The sequence below is a fragment of the Pseudomonas sp. CFBP 8771 genome (genome assembly GCF_014841695.1).
GTDB classification, from domain to species: Bacteria; Pseudomonadota; Gammaproteobacteria; order Pseudomonadales; family Pseudomonadaceae; genus Aquipseudomonas; species Aquipseudomonas baltica.
The window spans coordinates 660,969-683,245 of record NZ_JACYUJ010000001.1; the positions used below are offsets into that span (position 1 = coordinate 660,969).

The window sequence follows — 22,277 nt, forward strand, 5'->3', positions numbered from 1 at the left end:
GACCAAGGTGCTCGCCCATGATCTCGAAAGCTGTTTTGGTAACTGGCGCGTCGGGTTTTGTCGGTGCCGCTGTCGCGGCTCGGCTGGTGCGGCTGGGCTGCCCGATCACCCGCGCCGCCGTGCGCCGCGCCTACACAAAACTGCCCATTGGGGTGGAAGGCTGCGTGGTGCCCACGCTGGCCGCCGACACCGATTGGACCAGCGCGCTCGCCGGCATTGACAGTGTGGTGCACGCCGCTGCGCGTGTGCACGTGATGCGCGAGTCCCATGCCGATCCCTTGGCCGAATTTCGCCGGGTGAATGTCGAAGGCACGCTGAACCTTGCCCGCCAAGCGGCGCAGGCCGGGGTGCGGCGCTTTGTTTTCATCAGTTCGATCAAGGTCAATGGCGAAGCCACCGAGCCGGGGCAGCCGTTTCGTGCCGACGACGAGCCGTCTCCGCGCGATGCCTACGGCATTTCCAAGCTGGAAGCGGAAGTGGGCCTGCGAGCATTGGCAGCAGGCACTGGCATGGAGGTGGTGATCATTCGCCCGGTGCTGGTGTACGGGCCAGGCGTGCGCGCGAATTTCCAGACGCTGCTGCGTCTGGTGAGCAGTGGTGTGCCGCTGCCTTTCGGCAAGACCAATAACCGTCGCAGCCTGGTGGCGCTGGACAATCTGGCGGATCTGGTGTGCACCTGCCTGGAACATCCGTCTGCGGCCAATCAGACCTTTCTGGTCAGTGATGGCGAGCCGGTGTCCACTGCGAACCTGGTGCGCGCCATGGCTGCGGCAATGGGCAAGCAACCACGGTTGATCGATGTGCCGTTGCCGTGGATGAGCCGCGTGGCGAATGCCTTGGGGCAGGGTGCAGTGACGCAACGGCTGTTTGATTCCCTGGAAGTCGACATCGACAAGAACCGCCAATTGCTGGGCTGGCAGCCGCCCACCTCCATGGCCGACGCGCTGGCCGCCACGTCGCGGCCCTACGTGGCAGCGCGCCGTCGATGAGCTTGCTGGTATGGCTGCTGGTCGTGCTGGTGCTTGCCCACGGGCTGACGTTCGCTCTGCGTCGCTATGCGCTGGCGCGCAGCCTGATGGACGTGCCCAACGCGCGCAGTTCCCACACGGTGCCGACCCCGCGCGGCGGTGGCGTGGCGATCGTACTGGTGTTCCTGGCTGCCATCAGCGGGCTGGCGCTTTGGGGAATGCTCGAAAGCCGTGTCTGGCTAGCTCTGTTCGGCAGTGGGGCGCTGGTTGCCGTGGTGGGTTTTCTCGATGATCACAATCACATAGCTGCACGTTGGCGCCTGCTCGGGCATTTCGCAGCGGGCGGCTGGGCCCTGCTGTGCCTGGGTGGCATGCCAGGTGTGATCGGTGCGGTCGACGGGCTTGCCGCGTTGTGGTGGGTATTCGGCCTGTTGTACCTGGTGTGGATGCTCAACCTCTACAACTTCATGGACGGCATCGACGGTATCGCCAGTGTCGAGGCCATCTGCGTGTGTGCCGGGGCCTGTTTGATCTATGCGCTTGGCGGGCATGCACAGCTGATGTGGCTGCCGGCCGTGCTGGCGGCGGCGGTGTCGGGCTTTCTGCTGTGGAACTGGCCGCCGGCGAAGATCTTCATGGGCGATGCGGGCAGCGGTTTTCTTGGGCTGGTGCTGGCGGTGCTGTCGGTTCAGGCAGCGTGGATCGAGCCGGCTTACTTCTGGGGGTGGGTGATCCTTCTGGGTGTGTTCATCGTCGATGCCACGTTCACCTTGCTGCGGCGTTTGCTGCGGGGCGACAAGGTGTATCAGGCTCATCGAAGCCACGCCTATCAGTACGCCTCGCGGGTCTACGGGCGTCATCTGCCGGTGACCCTGGCGACGGCGTCTATCACGCTGGGCTGGCTGTTGCCCTGGGCCATTGCCGTGACGGTTTTCGGTCTGAGCCCCGTTCTAGGCACCTTTATTGCGTACATCCCTTTGTTGTGGCTGGCTTTTCGTTATCATGCGGGGGAATTGGAACGCGCATGAAATTGCGTTCGCGCACTGGTGCAATCGGCTGATCGCACTTAAGGTTACGTAGTTGCTACAACCGACCGTCACGGTCTGGGGCCATTCGGGTCGAATACTGATGGATAGAATACGTACACGCTTGCTGGGGTTGCCACGTCGCCAGAAGCGCATGTTGCAAGTGGTCGCGGACATCGTGCTGGTCTGGGTCGCGCTGTGGATGGCCTTTCTGGTGCGCCTGGGCATCGAGGACATGTACAACCCGATCCGCGAGCACGAATGGTTGTTCGTGGCCGCGCCGTTCGTGGCCATACCGCTGTTCATTCGTTTCGGCATGTATCGCGCGGTGATGCGCTACTTCGGCAACGATGCACTGGTGGCCATCGTCAAGGCGGTCAGCCTGTCGGCGCTGATTCTGGCGGTGGTGGTGTATTGGTACAGCAACCACCAGACGGTGGTGCCGCGCTCGATCATCTTCAATTATTGGTGGATCAGCCTGGTCATCATCGGCGGCCTGCGCCTGGCCATGCGCCAATACTTCATGGGCGACTGGTTCAACGCCGTGCACAACGTGCCGTTCGCCGGGCGTGACGACCGTTTGACCAAGGTGGCTGTCTACGGCGCCGGTGTTGCAGGCAACCAGTTGGTTGCCGCACTGCGCATGGGCCGGGTGATGCGTCCGGTGGCGTTCATCGACGACGACCCAAGCATATCCGACCGGGTGATTGCCGGCATTCAGGTGTTCAAGCCCAAGCATATCCAGCGCATGATCGATCTGACCGGCGCCGAGGAGCTGCTGCTGGCGTTGCCGTCGACGTCGCGCTCGCGGCGTCGCGAGATTCTCAGTTTCCTCGAAGGCTTTCCGCTGCACGTGCGCAGTGTGCCCAACTTCACCGCGCTGGCCAGTGGTGAGGTGAAGGTCGACGACATTCAGGAAGTCGACATAGCCGACTTGCTCGGGCGTGATTCGGTGCCTGCGCAGGATGACCTGCTGGAACACTGCATTGCTGGCAAGTCGGTGCTGGTGACCGGAGCAGGGGGATCGATCGGCTCCGAGCTGTGCCGGCAGATTCTTGGCCTTGAGCCGGCGCTGCTGATTCTGCTGGATCATGGTGAATTCAATCTGTACACCATCAGCGGCGAGCTGGAGCAGCGTGCTGCCCGTGAAGGGTTGCACGTGCAGATGCTGCCGACCCTGGGCACGGTGCGCGACCAGGCCAAGCTGCTCGAGGTGATGACCACCTGGAAGGTGGATACGGTGTACCACGCGGCGGCCTACAAGCATGTGCCGATGGTGGAACACAACATTGCCGAGGGTGTACGCAACAACGTGCTGGGTACGCTGAACTGCGCCCAGGCGGCGTTGCAGGCGGGGGTGGCCAACTTCGTGTTGATCTCCACCGACAAGGCGGTGCGCCCCACCAATGTGATGGGCAGCACCAAACGCCTGGCGGAGATGACTCTGCAGGCGCTGAGCCGTGAAGTGGCGCCGGTGTTGTTCGGCGACCCGGCCAACGTGGCGCGGGTGAACAAGACACGCTTCACCATGGTGCGCTTCGGCAATGTGCTGGGCTCGTCGGGGTCGGTGATTCCGTTGTTTCACAAGCAGATCAAGTCGGGCGGGCCGGTGACGGTGACCCATCCGAACATCACCCGCTATTTCATGACCATTCCCGAGGCCGCGCAGTTGGTCATCCAGGCCGGGTCGATGGGGCGTGGTGGTGAGGTGTTCGTGCTGGACATGGGCGAGCCGGTGAAGATCATCGACCTGGCGCAGAAGATGATTCATCTGTCGGGCTTGAGTATCCGTTCCGAACAGAACCCGCAGGGCGACATCGGCATCGAGTTCACCGGGCTGCGGCCGGGTGAGAAGCTGTATGAGGAATTGCTGATCGGCAACAACGTGGTGGCTACCCGTCATCCGATGATCATGAGCGCCCACGAGGATCATTTGCCATGGGAAGCCCTCAAGGGCGAGCTGACCGGTTTGCTGCGGGCACTGGATGACACGGATTTCGACCGGGTCCGCGAGATATTGCAGAAAGCCGTGAGCGGCTACGCGCCCGAAGGCGAGATCGTCGATTGGCTGCACATCCAACAGCACCGCGGCACCCCCGACTGATCCTGCGTATTGCAAACCCGCTCCCCCGTAGGAACGGCCAGTGGCCGCGAAGGCCGCCCCGCATTTTGCCTGACCCACCGCGCGGACCTTTTCGCGGCCAATGACCGCTCCTACGGAGGGTTCCCGATCCTGCCGACGCCCCCGCCCGCAGTCTCCCTGATCCACTGCGGTGCCCTTTTCGCGGCCAATGACCGCTCCTACGGAGGGTTGCCCGATCGGCCGACACCCCGTAGGAGCGGCCAGTGGCCGCGAAGACCGCCCCGCATTTCGCCTGACCCACCGCGCGGACCTTTTCGCGGCCGATGACCGCTCCTACGGTGGGGGGGCATGGATTGGTCGACAATCGGGTACGGATCGCCCATCATGCAGCGCTGCCGATATCAGGCCGTACATACCCGAATTAGTCGTTGCCCATAAAATGACCGACATACTTTCCGAACCTGCCGATCGAGCCGACGTAGCGGATTTGCCCCTCGTTTCGATCGTGGCGCCGTGCTACAACGCTGAAAATTTCCTCGAAGAGGCGTTGGCCAGCATCTTCGCCCAGGACTATCCGAATTTCGAAGTGATCATCGTCGACGACGGTTCCAGTGACCGCAGCATCGAGATGCTCACCGCGCTGCAGGCGACCTACGACTTCCAGTTGCTGCGGCAAGCCAACCAGGGTGTCAGCGCCGCGCTCAATTTCGGCCTGCAGCACGCCCGCGGCAAATACGTATCCACGCCGGATCTGGACGACATCATGCTCGCCCACTCTCTGCGCGTACGTGTCGATTACCTGGAGCAGAACCCTGAAGTCGGCGCGGTAGGTGCATTGATCACCTACATGGACACCCAGGGCAACGCCCTCAAGGACCAGACGCACACGCGCATCCGCCGCATGGATTTCGCCGACATCCTCGCCAATGCCCGGGTCTGCGGCGCGCCGGTGTCGTTGTACCGCATGGACGTGCTGCGCAAGGCCAAGTTCTACGACCCGGCGATCAAGGTCCAGGATTTCCAGATCACCCTGCGCATTGCCGAGCAGGGCGTCGAGATCCACATGCTGCCGGTGATCGTGACCCGCTACCGGCGCCATCCGCACAACCTGTCGCGCCGCTACAAGACCCTGTTCGAAGCCGACATGCGCGCCATCGAGCCCTATCGCGGGCACCCCGGCTATGAGCGCGGCCGCGCCAAACTGGTCAACAAGGCGTTGAAATACGCGGTGGTGGAAGACAAGAAGGATGCGCTGCGACTGCTGCGCTCCATCCCGCTCAAGCTATGGGATCGCACCACGTTTCGCCGTCTCAAGCGTCTGGTGCTGCATTGGTAAGTAAGGAAGTGCGTCGATGAAGTGGTGGGACCGGTTGAAGAAAAGGAAGGTTCGCAAGCACCTCGGGCAGTTCGAGAAGCTGTTTCGCGGGCCCGAGCGAATCCGCATGCGCTACCCCCAGTATGCAATCGGGGTGGGCACCTACGGCATTCCCGACGTGCAGGAGTTCGGCGACGACACCACCTTGAAGGTCGGCAACTACACCTCGATCGCCGAGGGGGTGAAGATCCTGCTCGGGGGTGGCCATCGCACCGATTGGGTGTCGTGCTTTCCGTTTCCGTTGATCATCGACGAGGTCAAGGACGTGCCGGGCGCAGCGCCCACCAAAGGCGACGTAGTGATCGGCAGCGACTGCTGGCTGTGCGCCAATGTGTTGATTCTGTCCGGTGTGACGGTTGGCCATGGTGCAGTGGTTGCAGCCGGCGCGGTGGTGACCAAGGACATACCGCCCTATGCCGTAGTGGGCGGCAACCCGTGTCGGTTCATCAAGTGGCGTTTCGAAGAACGCGTGCGGGACGCCTTGCTGGCGTCGGCGTGGTGGGATTGGCCCGTTGCCGAAGTCAAAGCCGTGGCCCATCTGCTGTGCAGCGACGACCTCGAGGCGTTTCTGACCTATGCCCGCAATCGCCAGCCAACAGCCGTGGCTGGATGAAGTGGTTGGAAGTGTCATCCGCTTGCCAGCGTTGCAAGCAAGGCCTCACATCCATTGAGGTCATGCATTGTTACAATGCGAATGGCCCTGGCGATTGGCTCGGCCGCTCGTCGTACCTAGAGTGCCTACCTTCGCGTAGGCACGGCATCACTTTTTCAGAGCAGCGAATATGAACACGTCCACCTCAGACAATCGAAAGCAGCCCCTGGTGTCGGTGATCATCGCCTCGTACAACCATGCGCCGTACATCGAGGCCTCGATCGGCAGCGTGCTGGCGCAGACCTACGCCAACATCGAGTTGCTGGTGGTGGACGATGGTTCGACCGATGGCAGCGTCGAGCTGCTGCGCAAGCTCAGTGCCGAGCATGGTTTCGATCTGCGCGTGCAGGGGAACAAGGGGCTGTCGCGGACGCTGAACGAGTCGGTGGCACGTTGCCAGGGCAGCCTGGTGGTGCCGTTCGGGTCGGATGACGTGATGTTCGCCCATCGTATCGCCACCCAGGTGGCGTACATGGAAGGCAAGCCCGAGGTGGGTATCTGCTCGGCCAATACCGAGATCATCGATGCGGCCGGCAAGGTGATGTGCGAGCGTGAACAGCGCAAGCGCAACGAGCCGTTCCGCCGGCTGGATTTCGACGACATGTTCATGGACCGCAAGCCGGGGCCGACCGCCGCTACGCTGATGTTCCGTCGCGAGGCGCTGGAGAAGGTGGGTGGGTTCGATCCGGAGATTCGCCTTGAGGATGTCTATATCGAGTTGGCAGTGACCCGCGCGGGTTATTTCATCGATGTACTGGGTGAGCCTCTGGCGCAGTACCGCAAGCATGCGACCAACACCTACAAGAATGGCCGCTTCATGGTCGAGAACGTGCTCAAGACCTACGCCGTGTACCGCGAGCACCCGGCGTACGAGCAGGTGCGCTGGCGTTTTCTCAATTCGATGTTCCTGAAGTATGCGCGCAAGGACAAGGGCCTGAGCAGAGAGCTGCTGGGCATGATTCCGCTCAGGGCCTGGAACAGGAAGACCCTGCGCGGCATGCTCCGTATGGTGTTCAGCTGAAATCCGCGTAGACGTTTTCGCGGCCGATGACCGCTCCTACGGGACGTCGGATCCTCCGTAGGAGCGGCCCGTGGCCGCGAAAGGCGCACCGCAGTGCATCAGGCAATACGCGTAACCCTTTTCGCGGCCGATGACCGCTCCTACGGGGCGTCGGATTCTCCGTAGGAGCGGCCCGTGGCCGCGAAGGGCGCGCTGGGTTGCATCAGGCAATCAGCAATGTCATTCAAACGGCCTTGGCAGGCCGGCTGAGGCGGTTGCCCCAGTGGCATAGCCATTGCGCATACACCAGCGCCATCGGAATCCAGATCAGGAACCAGTGCTCCTTGGGGCGGGACATGAAGGCGCTGCCTTCGGTCAGCCCCGACGCAAACCCGAACACCAGCCAGGTTGCGGCCAACACCACCTGCGGTTCGCGGCGATTCATCCAGCAGAAGCGCATGGCCAGACCATACAGCACCATCCACAGACTCAGCCCTGCAACGCCGCCGATGTACAGCACGCCCAGTTCGATATTGTGCGGGTCGGCCAAGGTGTACGGCAGGCCAGGGATGACGATGGTCATCTCCGAATCGTAGCCGCGCCCCAACCACGGGTTCTCGCCGATCTGACGCAGTGACTCCATCCAGATTTCCGGCCGGTACGACGCCCCGCGCGAGGTCAGCACATCGGGCATTACCACGTACAGCGCTGCGATCCCCAGCAGTGCAATGGCAATCGCCAGCCCGCCGCGTTTCTTGTTTCCCGCCGCCATCAGCCACAGCAATGCCGCCGCCATGCCGATGATCGGCGTCCGCGAACCCGTGGCGATCAAGGTTACGCCCAGTACCGCCAGGCACCCCAGCGCCAACGGGTTCCACGGATTGCGTCCGATGTACCAGGTGGCCAGCCAGACACTGGCAAAGGCGCCGAACACATGGGCGCTGAGCAGAGGGTTGTAGAGCGCGCCATACCCATCCAGACGGCTGCCCAGGGACGCGCCTTGCACGCCATAGAAATAGATCAACGACAAACCCGCCGCTGCCGTGGCGATCACTGCCGCTGCACGGGTGAGTTGCGCCAGTCGCGCGGGCACCTTCAGCGCGATCAGGCCAGCCGAGAGCAGCACCATGGCGATGTAGAGCGGCCGCTTGAACAGCGAGCCGAAGTCTTCGCCGTCTGCGGCCCAACTGACACTGAGCAGGATATAGGCACTGAAGGCCACGAAGGCAAGGAACATCGGGTTGCGCACCAGCGCCTTGAACGGACCCGGCTGCAATGCCAGGGCGAGCAGGGTGGGCACCGCCAGGAAGATGTAGAACAGCTTGTGATACAGAGAGCGATCCCATGCCCAGAACATGCCGGTCATGATGACCAACCAGCCGATGGGGAGCACATAGGCGTTCAGCACGTGCACCGTACGCTCGCGCACGGAAGTACTCTGGGATTGCATGAGAGGTTGTCTGTCCATAGGCCTTTGCAGTGAAGTGTTTGGGGGCGGGTGGATTGTACGTGGATGTGACTTTGCATCAACACAGAAGGTCCGAACGCCGAAAAATCCTACGGGCTGGTGCAGCGCACATAGCTACTTACACATGCCTTCGATCCGTCAGGTGCCCGCGCAGGCCGGGGCAGGGCCAGTGCGACACGTCGTGCAACAGGGTGGCACTGGAACATCTGCGATGCGGGACTAGGGTTGGCAGGCGGCTCGGGAATGCCGCACTTCTCATTCAAGTCATGGAGCATAAGCAATGCGCAAGATCCTCCTTCCTGCACTGGCGCTGGCATTCTTCGCCAGCACCGCGGTGCCCATTCTAAGCTCGCCAGTTATGGCCGCGCCTGCCGCCTCGGTATCGGTTGCCCATCCGGGGCTGCCGGGCAGGGTCAACCTCAATACAGCCGACGCTGAAACCCTCAAGAAGGAACTCTCCGGGGTCGGCCTGACCAAGGCGACCGCCATCGTCAAGCACCGACAGACCTACGGGCCATTCGACTCGGTGGAAGAACTGCTGGAGGTTACGGGTATCGGCAAGGCCTTGCTGGATCGCAACCGCGACAAGCTGGTCGTCAATTGACGATCGGTCGCAGGCTCAGCTGGAGCTGACCAGACGCAGTTTGAACCGGTCGGGAATCACCGCCTCGACGATATCGGCAGCCCGCTGGGTGCCGCCCATCAGGTGGATGGCATCGGCCAGGTTCTCCAGGTCGGGCCATTGGTTCTCCAGCAGATGACGCATGTGTTCCGCCAACTCCCGGCTGCTGCAATGCCGGCTGGCGTGCACGCCGGAACCGCTGTAGGCCACCCGCGCCGCAACGCCTGGCTGGTCGGCGGCGATGGGCAAGGCCAGGATCGGCGTTTCTGCCACGACGGCTTCGAGCACGATGTCGAGGTCGCCGTGGGTCACCAGCACGTCGGCATACTGCAACAGCATGGGCTGGTCGGCAAAATCCGTGACCCAGGTTGCGCCGTGCCGCAGCAGTTGATCGCTTTGCCGATGACTCAGCCCACCGCAATGCATGACCAGCAGTTGGGCATCGAGCAACTTGCAGGCCTGGGCAATGCGTTTGAACAGGCTCATGCGGTTGCCATGGAGCCGGCCCAAGGTTGCGAAGACGAAAGGCCGAGCATTGTCCAACGTGTAGGGCAGGTGGTTGGTCTCATCGGACACCCGGCGCAGGGGGCCGACCTCATGGAACCATGGCGGCAGATTGGGCCGCGGAAAATCGAACTCCAGCACCGTTTGGCTGATTTGCGCGAGCGGCGACAGGCATTGATGCAGGCCCTCGCGGACGCTCAGCCCAAGTGCGGCGGACTGACGGGCAATGGCTTTGCGCAATGGCTTCATGACCCAGTCATGCCGGCGCTCGGCGCGCGCATACCGCTCGATGGCTTCTTCGCCGCGCTCGTACGGGTAGGGCAATACGGCCAACGGTATGGTTATGTCCTCGCGGTTGACCGGCAATGCGCAGGCCACGGACACGAACGGCAGGCCAAGCGACTCTGCCACCAGCCCGCCCGCTGCTTCCATCTGGTCGCACAGCACGGCATCGATGCGTTCTTCGCGCAGAGCGTTGGGCAACTCTTCACAGAGCATCTGCGTGACTTGCGCCATATCGGCATAGGTACGCCGCTGGCCAAGCAAGGTGTCGAAATTGGCTGCCAGTGCAAGGCTTTTTGCCAGGCTTCCGGCAGGAAAGCGTTCCTGGCCGACGCTGCGGAATTTGACCCTGCTGCAATGCAATAGATGACGTGCGTCGGGTTGGTGGAAGAATGTGACGCTGTGTCCGCGGTCGATCAGCTCCATTGCCAGGTTTTCAAGCGGTTGAAAGTGGCTCGGCAGGGGTGGAGCGATGATGGCAAAGCGGATCATTGTCGACTCCCGCGCGTTCAGGTGAACACAATGCGTCAGGTCCTCTCTCAACGGCAAGCGGGGCCTGCCGTACGCTGATGCAGCTAGCGTGAATCAGGGGAGGGTTCGAAGCTATGAGCGCAGGTACTTGCCGCTCGTTCCGTGTTGTCACCGGAAATGTATCTGGAAACGGCGCTAACCGTCGGAAATATGCTGGGTAAACTTTAAGTAATAAAGAATTAAAGCATTACAAAACATCAGCTTGCAGACAATCTCAAATGTAGTTTGTGATTTATCGTCAAACGCTCGACGTTTTCCGTTTCGAACTGTCGTTTGGGAGAGTAAGCTTGCCGGCGGGCCACCCCCTGGGGGTGATGATCATTGGAAGCCGCGGGTTGAATTGCACCCGCTGTAGTGGCTTGGCGAGGCGGGTAAGGGATCGTCCTGCGCCGACGCCTGGGAAGTGGATGATGGCTGACAAGAGATTGCGGATTCTGATTGCCGACGAGTTGGACCAGCAGGCGGTGCAGATCGAACGAACGCTCAACAACCTGGGCTACTTCAGGGTGGTGCCGGTGGGTTCGCTCGACGAACTGCTGACCATGGTGCAAAGCGCTTACGAGCCTTTCGATCTGTTGATTGCCAACACTGACATGGCTGTGCGGTCGGGTGTCGATCTGCCGCGGTTCTGCAAGAACAGTGAGCACGTTCGCCATGCGTTGCTGTATGAGAGCCAGAAGCGGATCGAAACCGAACTGGCCGACCCTGGCGGTGAGCGGTTGAGCACCAGCGTCACGCAGCTGCCGGACCGCGACGCGCTGCAGACCTTCATGGCCATTGTCGAATCGCCCAAGGCGCCGCCGGAGCATCGCGTTCGCGTGATCGGCGATGGCATCCGCGCACGCAAGTCGCTCAGCTCACCGCCGCTGTAGGAGCCCTCGGGGTCCGCCAACCGGGCATTGCGGTGTATCTGCCAGTCTGCGGCGTTCCTTTCGCGGCCGATGACCGCTCCTACGGGATAGGCACCTCATAGCGCCTGCCACGCCTGACGGTTTTTGCTATCCTGCGCGCCTTTGACAGGCGCGAGGATACGCGCCGTCGGCCACCAGCGGACTTGCCCATGCCTGCCGATAGCTCTGCCCAGCCATTGCTGCTCAACCGCAGCGACCACAAGACCCTCGGTCTGGCGGCCCTCGGTGGCGCGCTGGAAATCTACGATTTCATCATCTTCGTATTTTTTGCCCTGACTCTCAGCCAGCTGTTCTTCCCGCCGCAGATGCCCGAGTGGCTGCGCCTGTTGCAGAGCTTCGGCATCTTCGTGACCGGCTATCTGGCCCGCCCGTTGGGCGGCATCCTGATGGCGCATTTCGCCGATCGTCTGGGGCGCAAGCGTGTGTTCAGCCTGAGCATCCTGATGATGGCGGTGCCCTGCCTGCTGATCGGCATGATGCCCACCTATGCGCAGATCGGTTACTTCGCGCCGCTGCTGCTGCTGGCCCTGCGCATTCTGCAGGGTGCTGCCGTGGGGGGCGAGGTGCCCAGCGCCTGGGTGTTCGTGGCCGAGCACGTGCCGCTGAGAAGACGCGGCTATGCCTTGGGGTTTCTCCAGGCGGGGCTGACCTTTGGCTATCTGCTCGGCGCATTGACTGCCACTGTGCTGGCGCGGGTGTACACCCCGCAGGAAATCCTCGATTGGGCGTGGCGTTTGCCCTTCCTGCTGGGCGGCGTATTTGGCGTGGTCGGTGTGGGGCTGCGCCGACTGCTCAGCGAAACACCGGTGTTTCTGGCCATGCGCGCGCGCAGTGAGCAGGTCAGCGAATTCTCCCTGCGTACCGTGCTGCGTGAACACCGCGCCTCGCTGATCCCTGCGGTATTGCTGACGTGTGTGCTGACTTCGGCGGTGGTGGTGCTGGTGGTGATCACGCCGACGGTGATGCAGCAGCGCTTTGGCCTGGATGCACGGCACACCTTTGCGCTGAGTAGCCTGGGTATCGTCTTCCTCAACGTTGGCTGCGTGTTGGCTGGCCTGCTGGTCGATCGCATCGGCGCCTGGCGTGCGCTGGTCCTTTATAGCGTGCTGCTGCCGCTGGGCATCACCGCGCTCTATGCCAGCCTGGTTGCCGGGGTCGGCAGTCTTGCCGTGGCCTATGCGCTGGCTGGTCTGGGGTGTGGAGTGGTGGGTGTGGTGCCGTCGCTGATGGTCGGCCTGTTTCCCGCCAAGGTGCGTGTATCGGGCATTTCGTTTACCTACAACATCGCGTATGCGCTGTGGGCGAGTACCACGCCGCTGCTGCTGATCGCCTTGATGCCGTGGAGCCCGTGGGTCTGTGTGGGCTACTGCGTGGTGATGGGTGCGGTCGGTGTCGGCACCGCCTGGCTCTTCGGCAGACGCCGACCTCTTCAGGCCTACGCCTGACCTCAAACGAACCGGCCACCAGGCCGGTTTTTTTATGCCTCCATCCCAAGAATGCTGCGGTGCTGGTGTGGGAGCGGTCCGTGGCCGCGAAAGATTCACCGCGATTCAGCTGACACACCGCGGCGCTCTTTTCGCGGCCGATGACCGCTCCTACGGGGGATTTTTGCCTATAAAATCCCTATATGTGGGATTGATAATTATATATTGAGATTATCGTTCAAATGGATTTATAGTCGGCCATCACACACCGCCACTCACTACCAAAAACAAACAAGGTGAAGCGATGCAGCCGCAACTCGTTGCACTCGATTGGGGAACCAGTTCCCTGCGAGCCTATCTGCTCGGCCCTGATGGCCACGTACTCGACCAGCGTTCGCTGGATCGGGGCATCATGCAGTTGTCCAACACCCCCCGTAGCATTTGCGGCGAACAGACCAGCGATGGTTTCGAGCTGACCTTCGATGAGGCCTGCGGCGACTGGCTCGATGCTTTTCCTGACGTTGCCGTGATCGCCTGCGGCATGGTCGGCAGCGCCCAGGGTTGGCACGAGGTGCCGTATTGCCAGAGCCCGGCGCAGGCCGCCGATGTCGCCGCCGGCATGGCTCGCGTGCGTACCCTCAGGGGTATCTGCGTGCATCTGGTGCCCGGCGTGCTGCAACGTTCGGCACTGCCCAACGTCATGCGCGGCGAGGAAACCCAGATCTTCGGCCTGCTGCAGTCGTTGCCTTCGGGCGAGCGCGACCAGACGTTGCTGATCGGCCTGCCTGGCAGCCATTCGAAGTGGGCGAGGGTGGTCGAGCAGCGCATCGAGCATTTCGACACCTTCATGACCGGCGAGCTGTTCGCCGCAGCCAGTGCCCACACCATTCTCGGTCGCACGCAGAAGCGCAGTGCGTCGTTCGACGGCGCGGCGTTCGAGCGCGGTGTAGCCGTGGCGATGTCGCGCGAGGGCAGCATCGGCGTGCTGTCGACCATGTTCAGCGCGCGCAGCCTTGGCCTGACCGGCCAATTGGCGAGCAGTGAACAAGCGGACTATCTGTCTGGCCTGATGATTGGCCACGAGCTGCGCGCCCTGGCCGAAATGCTGCGTCAGCGCAGCGGGCAGGAATCGCTGCCGGCTGTGGTCCTGATCGGCAGCAGTGCGTTGTGCCAGCGCTATCGGCAGGCATTGGCCTTGTGTGGCTTCAACAGCGTCAGCCTGGCCGAACAGGCCACCGAACGCGGTCTCTGGAGCCTGGCGCTGGCCGCCGGGCTCGTCGCTCAACAGTTCCAAGAGGTTTGACATGCTCAAGCAAGCAATGGCCCAGAACGGGCTGATCGCCATTTTGCGCGGCCTGCGCCCCGAAGAGTCGGTGGCCATCGGCGAGGTGCTGTACAGCGCCGGGTTTCGCATCATTGAGGTGCCGCTCAACTCTCCGCAGCCTTTCGACAGCATTCGGCTGTTGCGCAACAGTTTGCCCGCCGATTGCCTGATCGGTGCCGGAACGGTGCTGTCGGCCGAGCAGGTACTTCAGGTCAAGGCGGCGGGAGGGCAACTGATCGTCATGCCGCACAGCGATCCTGCAGTGCTCAAGGCGGCCAAGGAGGCCGAGATGTTCCTGGCGCCGGGCGTGCTGACACCGACCGAAGCGTTCGCCGCGCTGGGCGCCGGTGCCGACGTGTTGAAACTGTTCCCGGCCGAGTCGCTGACGCCGGCCGTGGTCAAGGCGCTGTTGGCAGTGCTGCCCAAAGGCACGGCGCTGATACCGGTGGGAGGCATCAGCCCGGACAACATGCAGCAGTTTCTCGACGCCGGCGTTGCCGGGTTTGGCCTGGGTTCGGGCCTGTTCAAGCCAGGCATGACGGTGCAACAGGTGGCGGATAACGCGAAGGCGTACGTCCAGGCCTGGCAATCATTGAAAGGCTGACACGTTGTGCACCCCTGTAGGAGCGGTCATCGGCCGCGAAGAGGGCGCCGCGCAGTGACTGATCCACCGCGTCGCCCGGTTCGCGGCCACGGACCGCTCCTACAGAGATCCATACGGGCGGTAACGGCAAAATTTCCAGACGCTCGAGCGTCCATCGAACAAGAGAGACAACAGATGAAAATCACCAAACTCACGACCTTCATCGTTCCACCGCGCTGGTGCTTCCTCAAGGTCGAGACCGACGAGGGTGTAGTCGGCTGGGGCGAGCCCGTGGTCGAAGGCCGCGCGCACACCGTGGCTGCCGCCGTTGACGAATTGTCCGACTACCTGATCGGCAAGGACCCACGCAATATCGAAGACATCTGGACCGTGCTGTACCGCGGCGGTTTCTACCGTGGCGGCGCCATCCACATGAGCGCCCTGGCCGGTATCGATCAGGCGCTGTGGGATATCAAGGGCAAGGCCCTGGGCGTTTCGGTCAGCGACCTGCTTGGCGGGCAGGTACGCGATCGGATCCGGGTGTACTCGTGGATTGGCGGCGACCGCCCGGCCGACACGGCGCGCGCGGCGAGCGAGGCGGTGGCTCGTGGTTTCACTGCGGTGAAGATGAACGGCACCGAGGAACTGCAGTTTCTCGACACGTTCGACAAGGTCGATCGCGCCCTGGCCAGCGTTGCGGCCGTGCGTGATGCGGTAGGGCCGAACGTGGGCATTGGCGTCGACTTCCATGGCCGGGTGCACAAGCCCATGGCCAAGGTGCTGATGAAGGAGCTGGATCAGTTCAAGCTGATGTTCATCGAAGAGCCGGTGTTGAGCGAGAACTACGAAGCGCTCAAGGAGCTGGCGCCGTTGACCAGTACGCCGATCGCACTCGGTGAGCGTTTGTACTCGCGTTGGGACTTCAAGCGGATTCTCAGTGAAGGCTATGTGGACATCATCCAGCCCGATGCTTCGCATGCCGGGGGCATCACCGAGACCCGCAAGATCGCCAACATGGCCGAGGCCTATGACGTAGCGCTGGCCTTGCATTGCCCGTTGGGGCCGATCGCGCTGGCGGCGTGCCTGCAGCTGGATGCGGTCTGCTACAACGCCTTCATCCAGGAGCAGAGCCTGGGCATTCACTACAACGAGAGCAATGATCTGCTCGACTATGTCACCCATCCTGAAGTGTTCGATTACGACAATGGGTTCGTGAAGATTCCGAACGGGCCGGGCCTGGGAATCGAGATCAACGAGGACTACGTGCGGGAGCGCGCAGAGATCGGTCATCGCTGGCGCAACCCGATCTGGCGCCATGCCGACGGCAGCTTCGCCGAGTGGTGATTCACTGCTGATACCGCGGCGCGGCCTTCGCGGGTAGAAAGCTCGCCGCTCGCCCCGCTCCCACACGGGCGGCGAGCTTTCTACTCGCGAAGGCGTCCGGCCTGTCGCCGCATCACCCCTCTACAAATACAATAAGAGGCACCCCATGCATACCCAATCCACTACCGCCGCGCCGGCGCTGGCGACGCCCAGCCGCAAGCGCTTTTTCATCATGGTGCTGTTGTTCATCACCGTGGTGATCAACTACCTGGACCGCAGCAACCTGTCCATCGCCGCACCGGCGCTGACCAGCGACCTGGGCATCGATCCGGTGCACGTCGGCCTGATTTTCTCGGCATTCGGCTGGACCTACGCCGCCATGCAGATCCCCGGCGGCTGGCTGGTCGACCGCGTTCCGCCACGCATCCTCTACAGCGTGGCCCTGGCGTTGTGGTCCATTGCCACCGTCATGCTCGGCTTTGCCGGCAGTTTCATCGCCCTGTTCGTGCTGCGCATGGCCGTGGGCGCGCTGGAAGCGCCGGCGTACCCGATCAACAGCCGCGTGGTGACGACCTGGTTTCCCGAGCGCGAACGTGCCACCGCCATCGGCTTCTACACCTCGGGCCAATTCGTCGGCCTGGCCTTCCTCACCCCGGTACTGGCCTGGCTGCAACACGAATTCGGCTGGCACATGGTGTTCGTCAGCACCGGTCTGGTGGGCATTGTCTGGGCAGTGATCTGGTACGCGGTGTATCGCGAGCCGCGCGATTTCAAAGGCGCCAACGCGGCCGAAATCCAGCTCATCAGCGACGGCGGCGGCTTGGTCGACATGCAGAAATCGGCGCGCCAGGCCAAGGCCGGTTTCAGCTGGACCGACCTGGGCATCGTGTTGAGCAAGCGCAAACTCTGGGGTATCTACCTGGGCCAGTATTGCCTCAACTCGACCTTGTGGTTCTTCCTGACCTGGTTCCCGACTTACCTGGTGAAATACCGCGGCATGGATTTCATCAAATCGGGCATGCTCGCCTCGCTGCCGTTCCTGGCCGCTTTTGTCGGCGTGCTGTGCTCGGGGTTCTTTTCCGACTGGCTGATCCGTCGCGGCGCCAGCATCGGCCTGGCGCGCAAGCTGCCGATCATCGGCGGCCTGTTGATCTCGACGTGCATCATTGGCGCCAACTACGTCGATTCGACCCCGCTGGTCATCGCTTGCCTGGCGCTGGCCTTTTTCGGCAACGGCCTGGCGTCGATCACCTGGTCGCTGGTTTCGACCCTGGCCCCTGCGCGGTTACTGGGGCTGACGGGCGGGGTGTTCAACTTCATCGGCAACCTGTCGGCGATCACCACACCGATCGCCATCGGCTTCCTGGCGACCGGCGACTCGTTCGCGCCCGCGATCACTTACATTGCGGTCACGGCGCTGGTCGGGGCGTTGTCCTACATTCTGCTGGTGGGCAAGGTCGAGCGGATCGAGCTTTGACCCGATTGCGAGCAGGCGAACATAATGCGCCTGCTTTTACCTGACGCGAAGGTTGACCATGCAGGACGACATGCCCCCCGCCGCACCGACCGGCACCCAGACCCTGCTCCGCGGGCTGGCAGTGATCCAGGCCGTGGCCGGCGGCGCCCGTGATCTGAAAGAGATCGCACGGCGCATCGGCACCACGCGCAGCACCACCCACCGGCTGGTCAGTTGCCTGGTGGACGAGCGCTACTTGCGGGTGCTGCCCCAGGCGGGCTATCTGCTCGGGCCGCGGCTGATCGAGCTGGGCTTCCAGGCGCGGGACGAAGTGCCACTGGTGATGTTGGCCAGCCCTTGGCTGGATGAACTGTCGGCGCGAACCGGCGATACCATTCACCTGGCGATTCGCGACGGCGACGAGGTGCTGTACCTGCACAAGACCCCAGGGCGCAATGGCCCGGAGATGCGTTCGCGGGTAGGTCATCGCATGCCGCTGGCGCGCACCGGCATCGGCAAGGCGCTGATGCTCGACGCCGAGGCGGCCGAATGGCAGAGGCTGTTCGAACGGGGTGAGGCCGTTGCGGCGGAATCCGCCCTGTGGCCCGACCACCCGCAACTCACCTGGCCCCAGTTCCAGGCCCGTATGCAAACCTATGTAACGGGTCGCTATGCGTTCGACCTGGAAGACAACGAACCGTCGATCCGCTGCGTGGCTGCACCCATCCGCGATGCCAGCGGACAAATCGTGGCCGCGATCAGTGTCGCCAGCACGCTGCCTTACATGCCTGTGGAGAAGATGGAATCCCTGGTTCCTGTGGTCCAGAAAGCCGCTCACGCCATCTCCGCAGAACTCGGCGCTAGGGTGTAACCCCAGACGCTGCAGCGCTCTTTTCGCGGCCACGGACCGCTCCTACGCAGGGTTTGAGTCCGCCGTAGGAGCGGTCATCGGCCGCGAAGGGGGCGCCGCGGTGTGTCTGGGAGACCGCAGCGCCTTTTCGCGGCCACGGACCGCTCTTACGCAGGGTTTGAGGGCGCCGTAGGAGCGGTCAGCGGCCGCGAAGGGGGCGCCGCGGTGTGTCTGGGAGACCGCAGCGCCTTTTCGCGGCCACGGACCGCTCCTACGCAGGGTTCGAGTCCGCCGTAGGAGCGGTCATCGGCCGCGAAGGGGCGCCGCGGTGTGTCTGGGAGACCGTAGCGCTGCGTTCGCGGCCACGGACCGCTCCTACGCAGGGTTCGAGGGCGCCGTAGGAGCGGTCATCGGCCGCGAAGGGGGCGCCGCGGTGTGTCTGGAAGACCGCAGCGCTGCGTTCGCGGCCACGGACCGCTCCTACGGGCGTGGGGTTGAGCTGGATGGCTGGTAACCCTGCAGCCAAATAGCATCCCACAAAGGGTAATCGCCGACCCTTTTGACCAATCCTGCGCGCAGCGGGTTGGCGACAATGTATCTGGCACTGGCGAGTAAATCCTCCTCCTGACGCAGCGCTCGGTCGTGGAAGCCTGCCTGCCACAATTGGCCTGTTCTTGCGCACCGTTCATTGATTGCCTTGCTCGAGCGCGATTTGACCTGACGCATCAGGCTTTCCAGCGATGCGTCCTCAAGTTGCATCAGCCAGTGGAGGTGATCGGGCATGACAACCCAGGCCAGCGATTGTGCCTGGTTCCAGCGCTGGGCATTCATCATCTCCCTGACTACGCACCGTCCCAGTTCGAAATCCCGGAACAGGGGCGTTCTATGTTTCACAACGGCAGTCAAAAGATAGATGCCGCCACGCTGAGAAAAGCGGCCCGTGCGTAACCTGCAATTTTTGTAGAGTGGCATGAGAGCCTCCATCCATGGCGGAGGTTTGAATGTAGCGGGCAGTGACCAGGTGGGTGGGGCGGATTGATGTCTGTGTGTGTCCGCTACGGAGATCGAAATGACCGGTGATGAGTGTCAGGTTTGCACAGTGCCAGAAGCTTGAAGGAGCGGCGTGTAGCCGCGGATGAGATGCTGCGGGGGATCAGGGGTATTGCGTCGGTTTTTTCGCGGCCACGGACCGCTCCTACGCAGGGTTTGAGGGCGCCGTAGGAGCGGTCATCGGCCGCGAAAGGGGCGCCGCGGTGTGTCTGGGAGACTGCAGCGCCTTTTCGCGGCCACGGACCGCTCCTACGCAGGATTCGAGGGCGCCGTAGGAGCGGTCATCGGCCGCGAAGGGGGCGCCGCGGTGTTTCTGATGTACGGGGGTGCGGGCTTCGCGGGCAGAGCCCGCTCCCACAAAAACAGCCCCTGCAAAAAAAACCCTACAAAAACAACCCCTGCAAAAAAAACGCCCCTGACAAAAACGGCGCCCACGAAAAAGGGCCCTTGGAAGGGCCCTTATCACCAGCAGACGGCTCAGTTCAGGCCGAGTTTTCCGCGCAGGGTGGAGAGGTCTTCGGCGAGGGTGTTGACCGGGCCGATCAGTGCCTTGCGGTCGTTTTCCTTGACCTTGTCGTAGGTTTGGAAGCCGCCATCGGCAGTGCGGTACTTGGCCAGGATCTTGTCGACGGTGGCGAAGTTCTTGTCTACCTTGGCTGCGAAAGCCTTGTCCTGGCCTTCGATCTGCGGACGGAACAGATCGACGATCTTCTTCGCGCCGTCGATGTTGCCCTGGAAATCATACAGGTCGGTATGGCTGTAACGGTCTTCCTCACCGGACACCTTGGTCGCGGCCACCTCTTCGAGCAGTGCGGCGGCACCGCCGACCACTTTCTCCGGCGGGAAGGTCAGCTCGGCGATACGGTTCTGCAAGTCCTTCACATCCTTGAGCAGACCGTCGGCCAATGCATCCAGGCCCTTGGTGGTATTTTCCGAGTACAGGCTGTATTCCAGGCGGTGAAAACCGGTGAAATCTTCCGCCTTCACACCGGCTTCATGGTCATCGACACGCGAATCGATCGACGCATCCAGGTCGCTGAACAGCTCGGCGATCGGCTCGATGGCCTCGTAGTGTACGCGGGTCGGCGCATACAGCTTCTTGGCGGTGGCCAGGTCGCCTTTCTTGATCGCGTCGGTGAACCTGGCGGTTTCCACGGCCAGTTGATCGACCTTCTCGGTCACGTAGATCTTGTAGTCCGAAACCGGCCCTACCAGGTCCAACGGCGACTGGGTCGCGGCAAAGGCCGACAGCGGAGCGTTGAATAGGCCAAGGGTCAGCAGCAGAGCGAGTGGCGTCTTTGTCATGAGTGGTTCCCCGGTTGTATCAAGTGGTCATGCAGTGGTGGTGAGGTTCTTGCTCGCAGCGAGCAGGCTGCGGCCGATGAAATCCTGGGCGCTGGTCACCCCTGGCAGGGTGAAGAAATAACCGCCGCCCACGGGCTTGAGGTATTCCTCCAGCGGTTCGCCGTTGAGGCGGGTCTGCACGGTGATAAAACCTTTTTCCAGATCCGCCTGGTAGCAGATGAACAGCAAGCCCATGTCCAGCTGGCCGTTCTTGTTCACCCCGTTCGAATAATTGAAGGGTCGACGCAGGATGAGGTTCTGCTGCGACTCGGGGGTGCGCGGATTGGCCAGGCGAATGTGCGCGTCCAGCTTGGTCAGCTTGCCTTCGGGATCTTTGCTGTAGTCGGGCACGTCACTTTCGAGCCGGCCGTCCATGGGCGCACCGGTGGTTTTCACCCGGCCGAAGATATTCTCCTGCTCTTGCAGCGGCGTGCGGTCCCAGCGTTCGACGAAGTTGCGGATGATGCGCACCGCCTGATAACTGCCATGCTCGGCCCAGGTTGGCTCGTCGCTGCCGGGCTGTACCCATACCAGCGCATCCATCAGCCGGGTGTCGTTGGAGTCCGGGTTGGCCGAGCCGTCACGAAAGCCGAGGAAGTTGCGCGCGCTCTGTTCAGGTTCGCCAGGTTTGGCGGGCGCCTGCGGCGGCACCGTGCCTTCCTGTTTCCAGCGCACGAAAAGCAGGTCGGGCAGGTTCTTGACGATGTCGCGCAGGGCGTGGATGTTGCTGTCCGGGGTATTGGCACAGAACTGCAGGGTCAGGTCACCGTGGCATTGATCCGCTTCCAACGCATCGTTGGGGAAACCGACCATCCGCGACAGGCGTTTGGGCTTGGCATCGGCGAGGCCGAAACGCTCGTCGAACAATGACTCGCCCACCGACACGGTGATGGTCAGGTTGTCTGGCACCACCACCGGGCCAAGGATGCCCGAATCCACCGGCGGCAGCTTGGGGTCGACCTGCGCCACGGGGCCGCCAGTCATCAGGAAGCGGATGCGCTCGTCCAGGGTGCGGAACAGGCGCTCCAGGTCTTCGCGATCACTGGCCAGTACATCGAATGCCACCAGCATGCCTGCGGCTGGCCGCGGTGTGACGACCCCGGTCTGGTGCACGCCCTGGTAGTCATGGCGGTCCTGAGTCTTTTCGCTTTTTGGCGCTTCGGTGACCTTGGCGGCGGGTGCGGCCATCGCCGGGCAGCTCAGGCCGGCACCGGCCAGTGCCGCACCGGCGGCGCCCAGGCCCAGCAGCACGCGACGGCGCTGGGCGTCGATGGTCGGATTCGGATTGTCGGCGTTGCTCATGATCGTTTATCTCGTCGCTGTTTCATTCACTTCAACGTCTGTCGCACCGCAGGTACCGCCGACGCGGCTCGCGCCGCTGCTACAGAGATCGCGCTGCCAATGCGGCTTGTCGTAATCCCTTGTAGCAGCGGTGCAAGCCGCGTCCGGGTTCAGCGCGGTCAGCCAGTTACACCGCCGGTGCCGCCGACGCGGCTCGCGCC

The 22,277-nt window shown here is 62.7% G+C and carries 19 protein-coding genes; 14 read left to right on the forward strand and 5 right to left on the reverse strand.

All coding sequences use genetic code 11. The features are described 5' to 3' along the window. The first annotated feature begins 17 nt into the window (after positions 1-17). From IFT80_RS02950 to IFT80_RS02975, 6 genes are all read left to right on the forward strand, one after another. Positions 18-989 (forward strand): UDP-glucose 4-epimerase family protein, encoded by a 972-nt coding sequence (locus IFT80_RS02950; RefSeq protein ID WP_192136713.1) that lies wholly within the window; start codon positions 18-20, stop codon positions 987-989. After that, a complete protein-coding gene (locus IFT80_RS02955; protein ID WP_192136714.1) occupies positions 986-1,996 on the forward strand; it encodes an MraY family glycosyltransferase in 1,011 nt (336 codons plus the stop codon). Before IFT80_RS02950 ends, IFT80_RS02955 begins: the two co-directional genes overlap by 4 nt. Positions 1,997-2,096: 100 nt before the next feature. Beyond that, complete coding sequence (locus tag IFT80_RS02960; RefSeq protein ID WP_192102099.1) at positions 2,097-4,097, forward strand: polysaccharide biosynthesis protein; 2,001 nt, start codon at positions 2,097-2,099, stop codon at positions 4,095-4,097. A gap of 418 nt (positions 4,098-4,515) precedes the next feature. Beyond that, complete coding sequence (locus tag IFT80_RS02965; RefSeq protein WP_192136715.1) at positions 4,516-5,412, forward strand: glycosyltransferase family 2 protein; 897 nt, start codon at positions 4,516-4,518, stop codon at positions 5,410-5,412. 16 nt (positions 5,413-5,428) lie between these two features. Then, positions 5,429-6,064 carry a CatB-related O-acetyltransferase gene (locus IFT80_RS02970; protein WP_192056210.1) on the forward strand — a complete coding sequence of 212 codons (636 nt, stop codon included), beginning with the start codon at positions 5,429-5,431 and terminating at the stop codon, positions 6,062-6,064. Between the two features lie 169 nt (positions 6,065-6,233). Next, entirely contained in the window at positions 6,234-7,124 is an 891-nt protein-coding gene (locus IFT80_RS02975) for a glycosyltransferase (protein ID WP_192136716.1), read from the forward strand. A 223-nt stretch (positions 7,125-7,347) separates the two neighbouring features. On the opposite strand, the gene IFT80_RS02980 is transcribed toward IFT80_RS02975, so the two are convergent. Beyond that, entirely contained in the window at positions 7,348-8,553 is a 1,206-nt protein-coding gene (locus tag IFT80_RS02980) for an O-antigen ligase family protein (protein WP_192047217.1), read from the reverse strand. A gap of 298 nt (positions 8,554-8,851) precedes the next feature. Between IFT80_RS02980 and IFT80_RS02985 the strand changes: the two genes are divergently transcribed. After that, positions 8,852-9,175 (forward strand): ComEA family DNA-binding protein, encoded by a 324-nt coding sequence (locus IFT80_RS02985; RefSeq protein ID WP_122478336.1) that lies wholly within the window; start codon positions 8,852-8,854, stop codon positions 9,173-9,175. Positions 9,176-9,190: 15 nt separating this feature from the next. Here the strand turns inward: IFT80_RS02985 and IFT80_RS02990 are convergent, their stop codons facing one another. Then, entirely contained in the window at positions 9,191-10,471 is a 1,281-nt protein-coding gene (locus IFT80_RS02990; protein ID WP_192136717.1) for a glycosyltransferase, read from the reverse strand. Positions 10,472-10,920: 449 nt separating this feature from the next. On the opposite strand from IFT80_RS02990, the gene IFT80_RS02995 reads away from it, so the two are divergent. From IFT80_RS02995 to IFT80_RS03025, 7 genes are all read left to right on the forward strand, one after another. Beyond that, positions 10,921-11,382 (forward strand): histidine kinase, encoded by a 462-nt coding sequence (locus IFT80_RS02995; RefSeq protein WP_122478332.1) that lies wholly within the window; start codon positions 10,921-10,923, stop codon positions 11,380-11,382. 188 nt (positions 11,383-11,570) lie between these two features. After that, on the forward strand, positions 11,571-12,866 hold the full coding sequence (locus tag IFT80_RS03000; RefSeq protein ID WP_192136718.1) for an MFS transporter: 1,296 nt from the start codon (positions 11,571-11,573) through the stop codon (positions 12,864-12,866). A gap of 283 nt (positions 12,867-13,149) precedes the next feature. Then, a complete protein-coding gene (locus tag IFT80_RS03005; protein ID WP_192136719.1) occupies positions 13,150-14,148 on the forward strand; it encodes a 2-dehydro-3-deoxygalactonokinase in 999 nt (332 codons plus the stop codon). 1 nt (position 14,149) lies between these two features. Continuing rightward, entirely contained in the window at positions 14,150-14,773 is a 624-nt protein-coding gene (locus IFT80_RS03010; RefSeq protein ID WP_192136720.1) for a 2-dehydro-3-deoxy-6-phosphogalactonate aldolase, read from the forward strand. Positions 14,774-14,947: 174 nt separating this feature from the next. Then, positions 14,948-16,096, forward strand: coding sequence for a galactonate dehydratase (gene dgoD / locus IFT80_RS03015; RefSeq protein WP_192136721.1), 1,149 nt, complete (start codon positions 14,948-14,950; stop codon positions 16,094-16,096). A 145-nt stretch (positions 16,097-16,241) separates the two neighbouring features. Beyond that, on the forward strand, positions 16,242-17,552 hold the full coding sequence (locus IFT80_RS03020) for an MFS transporter (RefSeq protein WP_122478321.1): 1,311 nt from the start codon (positions 16,242-16,244) through the stop codon (positions 17,550-17,552). A 58-nt stretch (positions 17,553-17,610) separates the two neighbouring features. After that, positions 17,611-18,402: an IclR family transcriptional regulator gene (locus IFT80_RS03025; protein ID WP_192057186.1), complete on the forward strand. Its 792-nt coding sequence runs from the start codon at positions 17,611-17,613 to the stop codon at positions 18,400-18,402. Between the two features lie 459 nt (positions 18,403-18,861). Here the strand turns inward: IFT80_RS03025 and IFT80_RS03030 are convergent, their stop codons facing one another. The 3 genes from IFT80_RS03030 to efeB form a co-directional block, all read right to left on the reverse strand. Further along, positions 18,862-19,353, reverse strand: coding sequence for an REP-associated tyrosine transposase (locus IFT80_RS03030; RefSeq protein ID WP_122476859.1), 492 nt, complete (start codon positions 19,351-19,353; stop codon positions 18,862-18,864). A 555-nt stretch (positions 19,354-19,908) separates the two neighbouring features. Further along, entirely contained in the window at positions 19,909-20,736 is an 828-nt protein-coding gene (gene efeO, locus IFT80_RS03035; RefSeq protein WP_122476861.1) for an iron uptake system protein EfeO, read from the reverse strand. Positions 20,737-20,763: 27 nt separating this feature from the next. Further along, complete coding sequence (efeB, locus tag IFT80_RS03040; protein WP_192136722.1) at positions 20,764-22,077, reverse strand: iron uptake transporter deferrochelatase/peroxidase subunit; 1,314 nt, start codon at positions 22,075-22,077, stop codon at positions 20,764-20,766. Positions 22,078-22,277 lie beyond the last annotated feature (200 nt).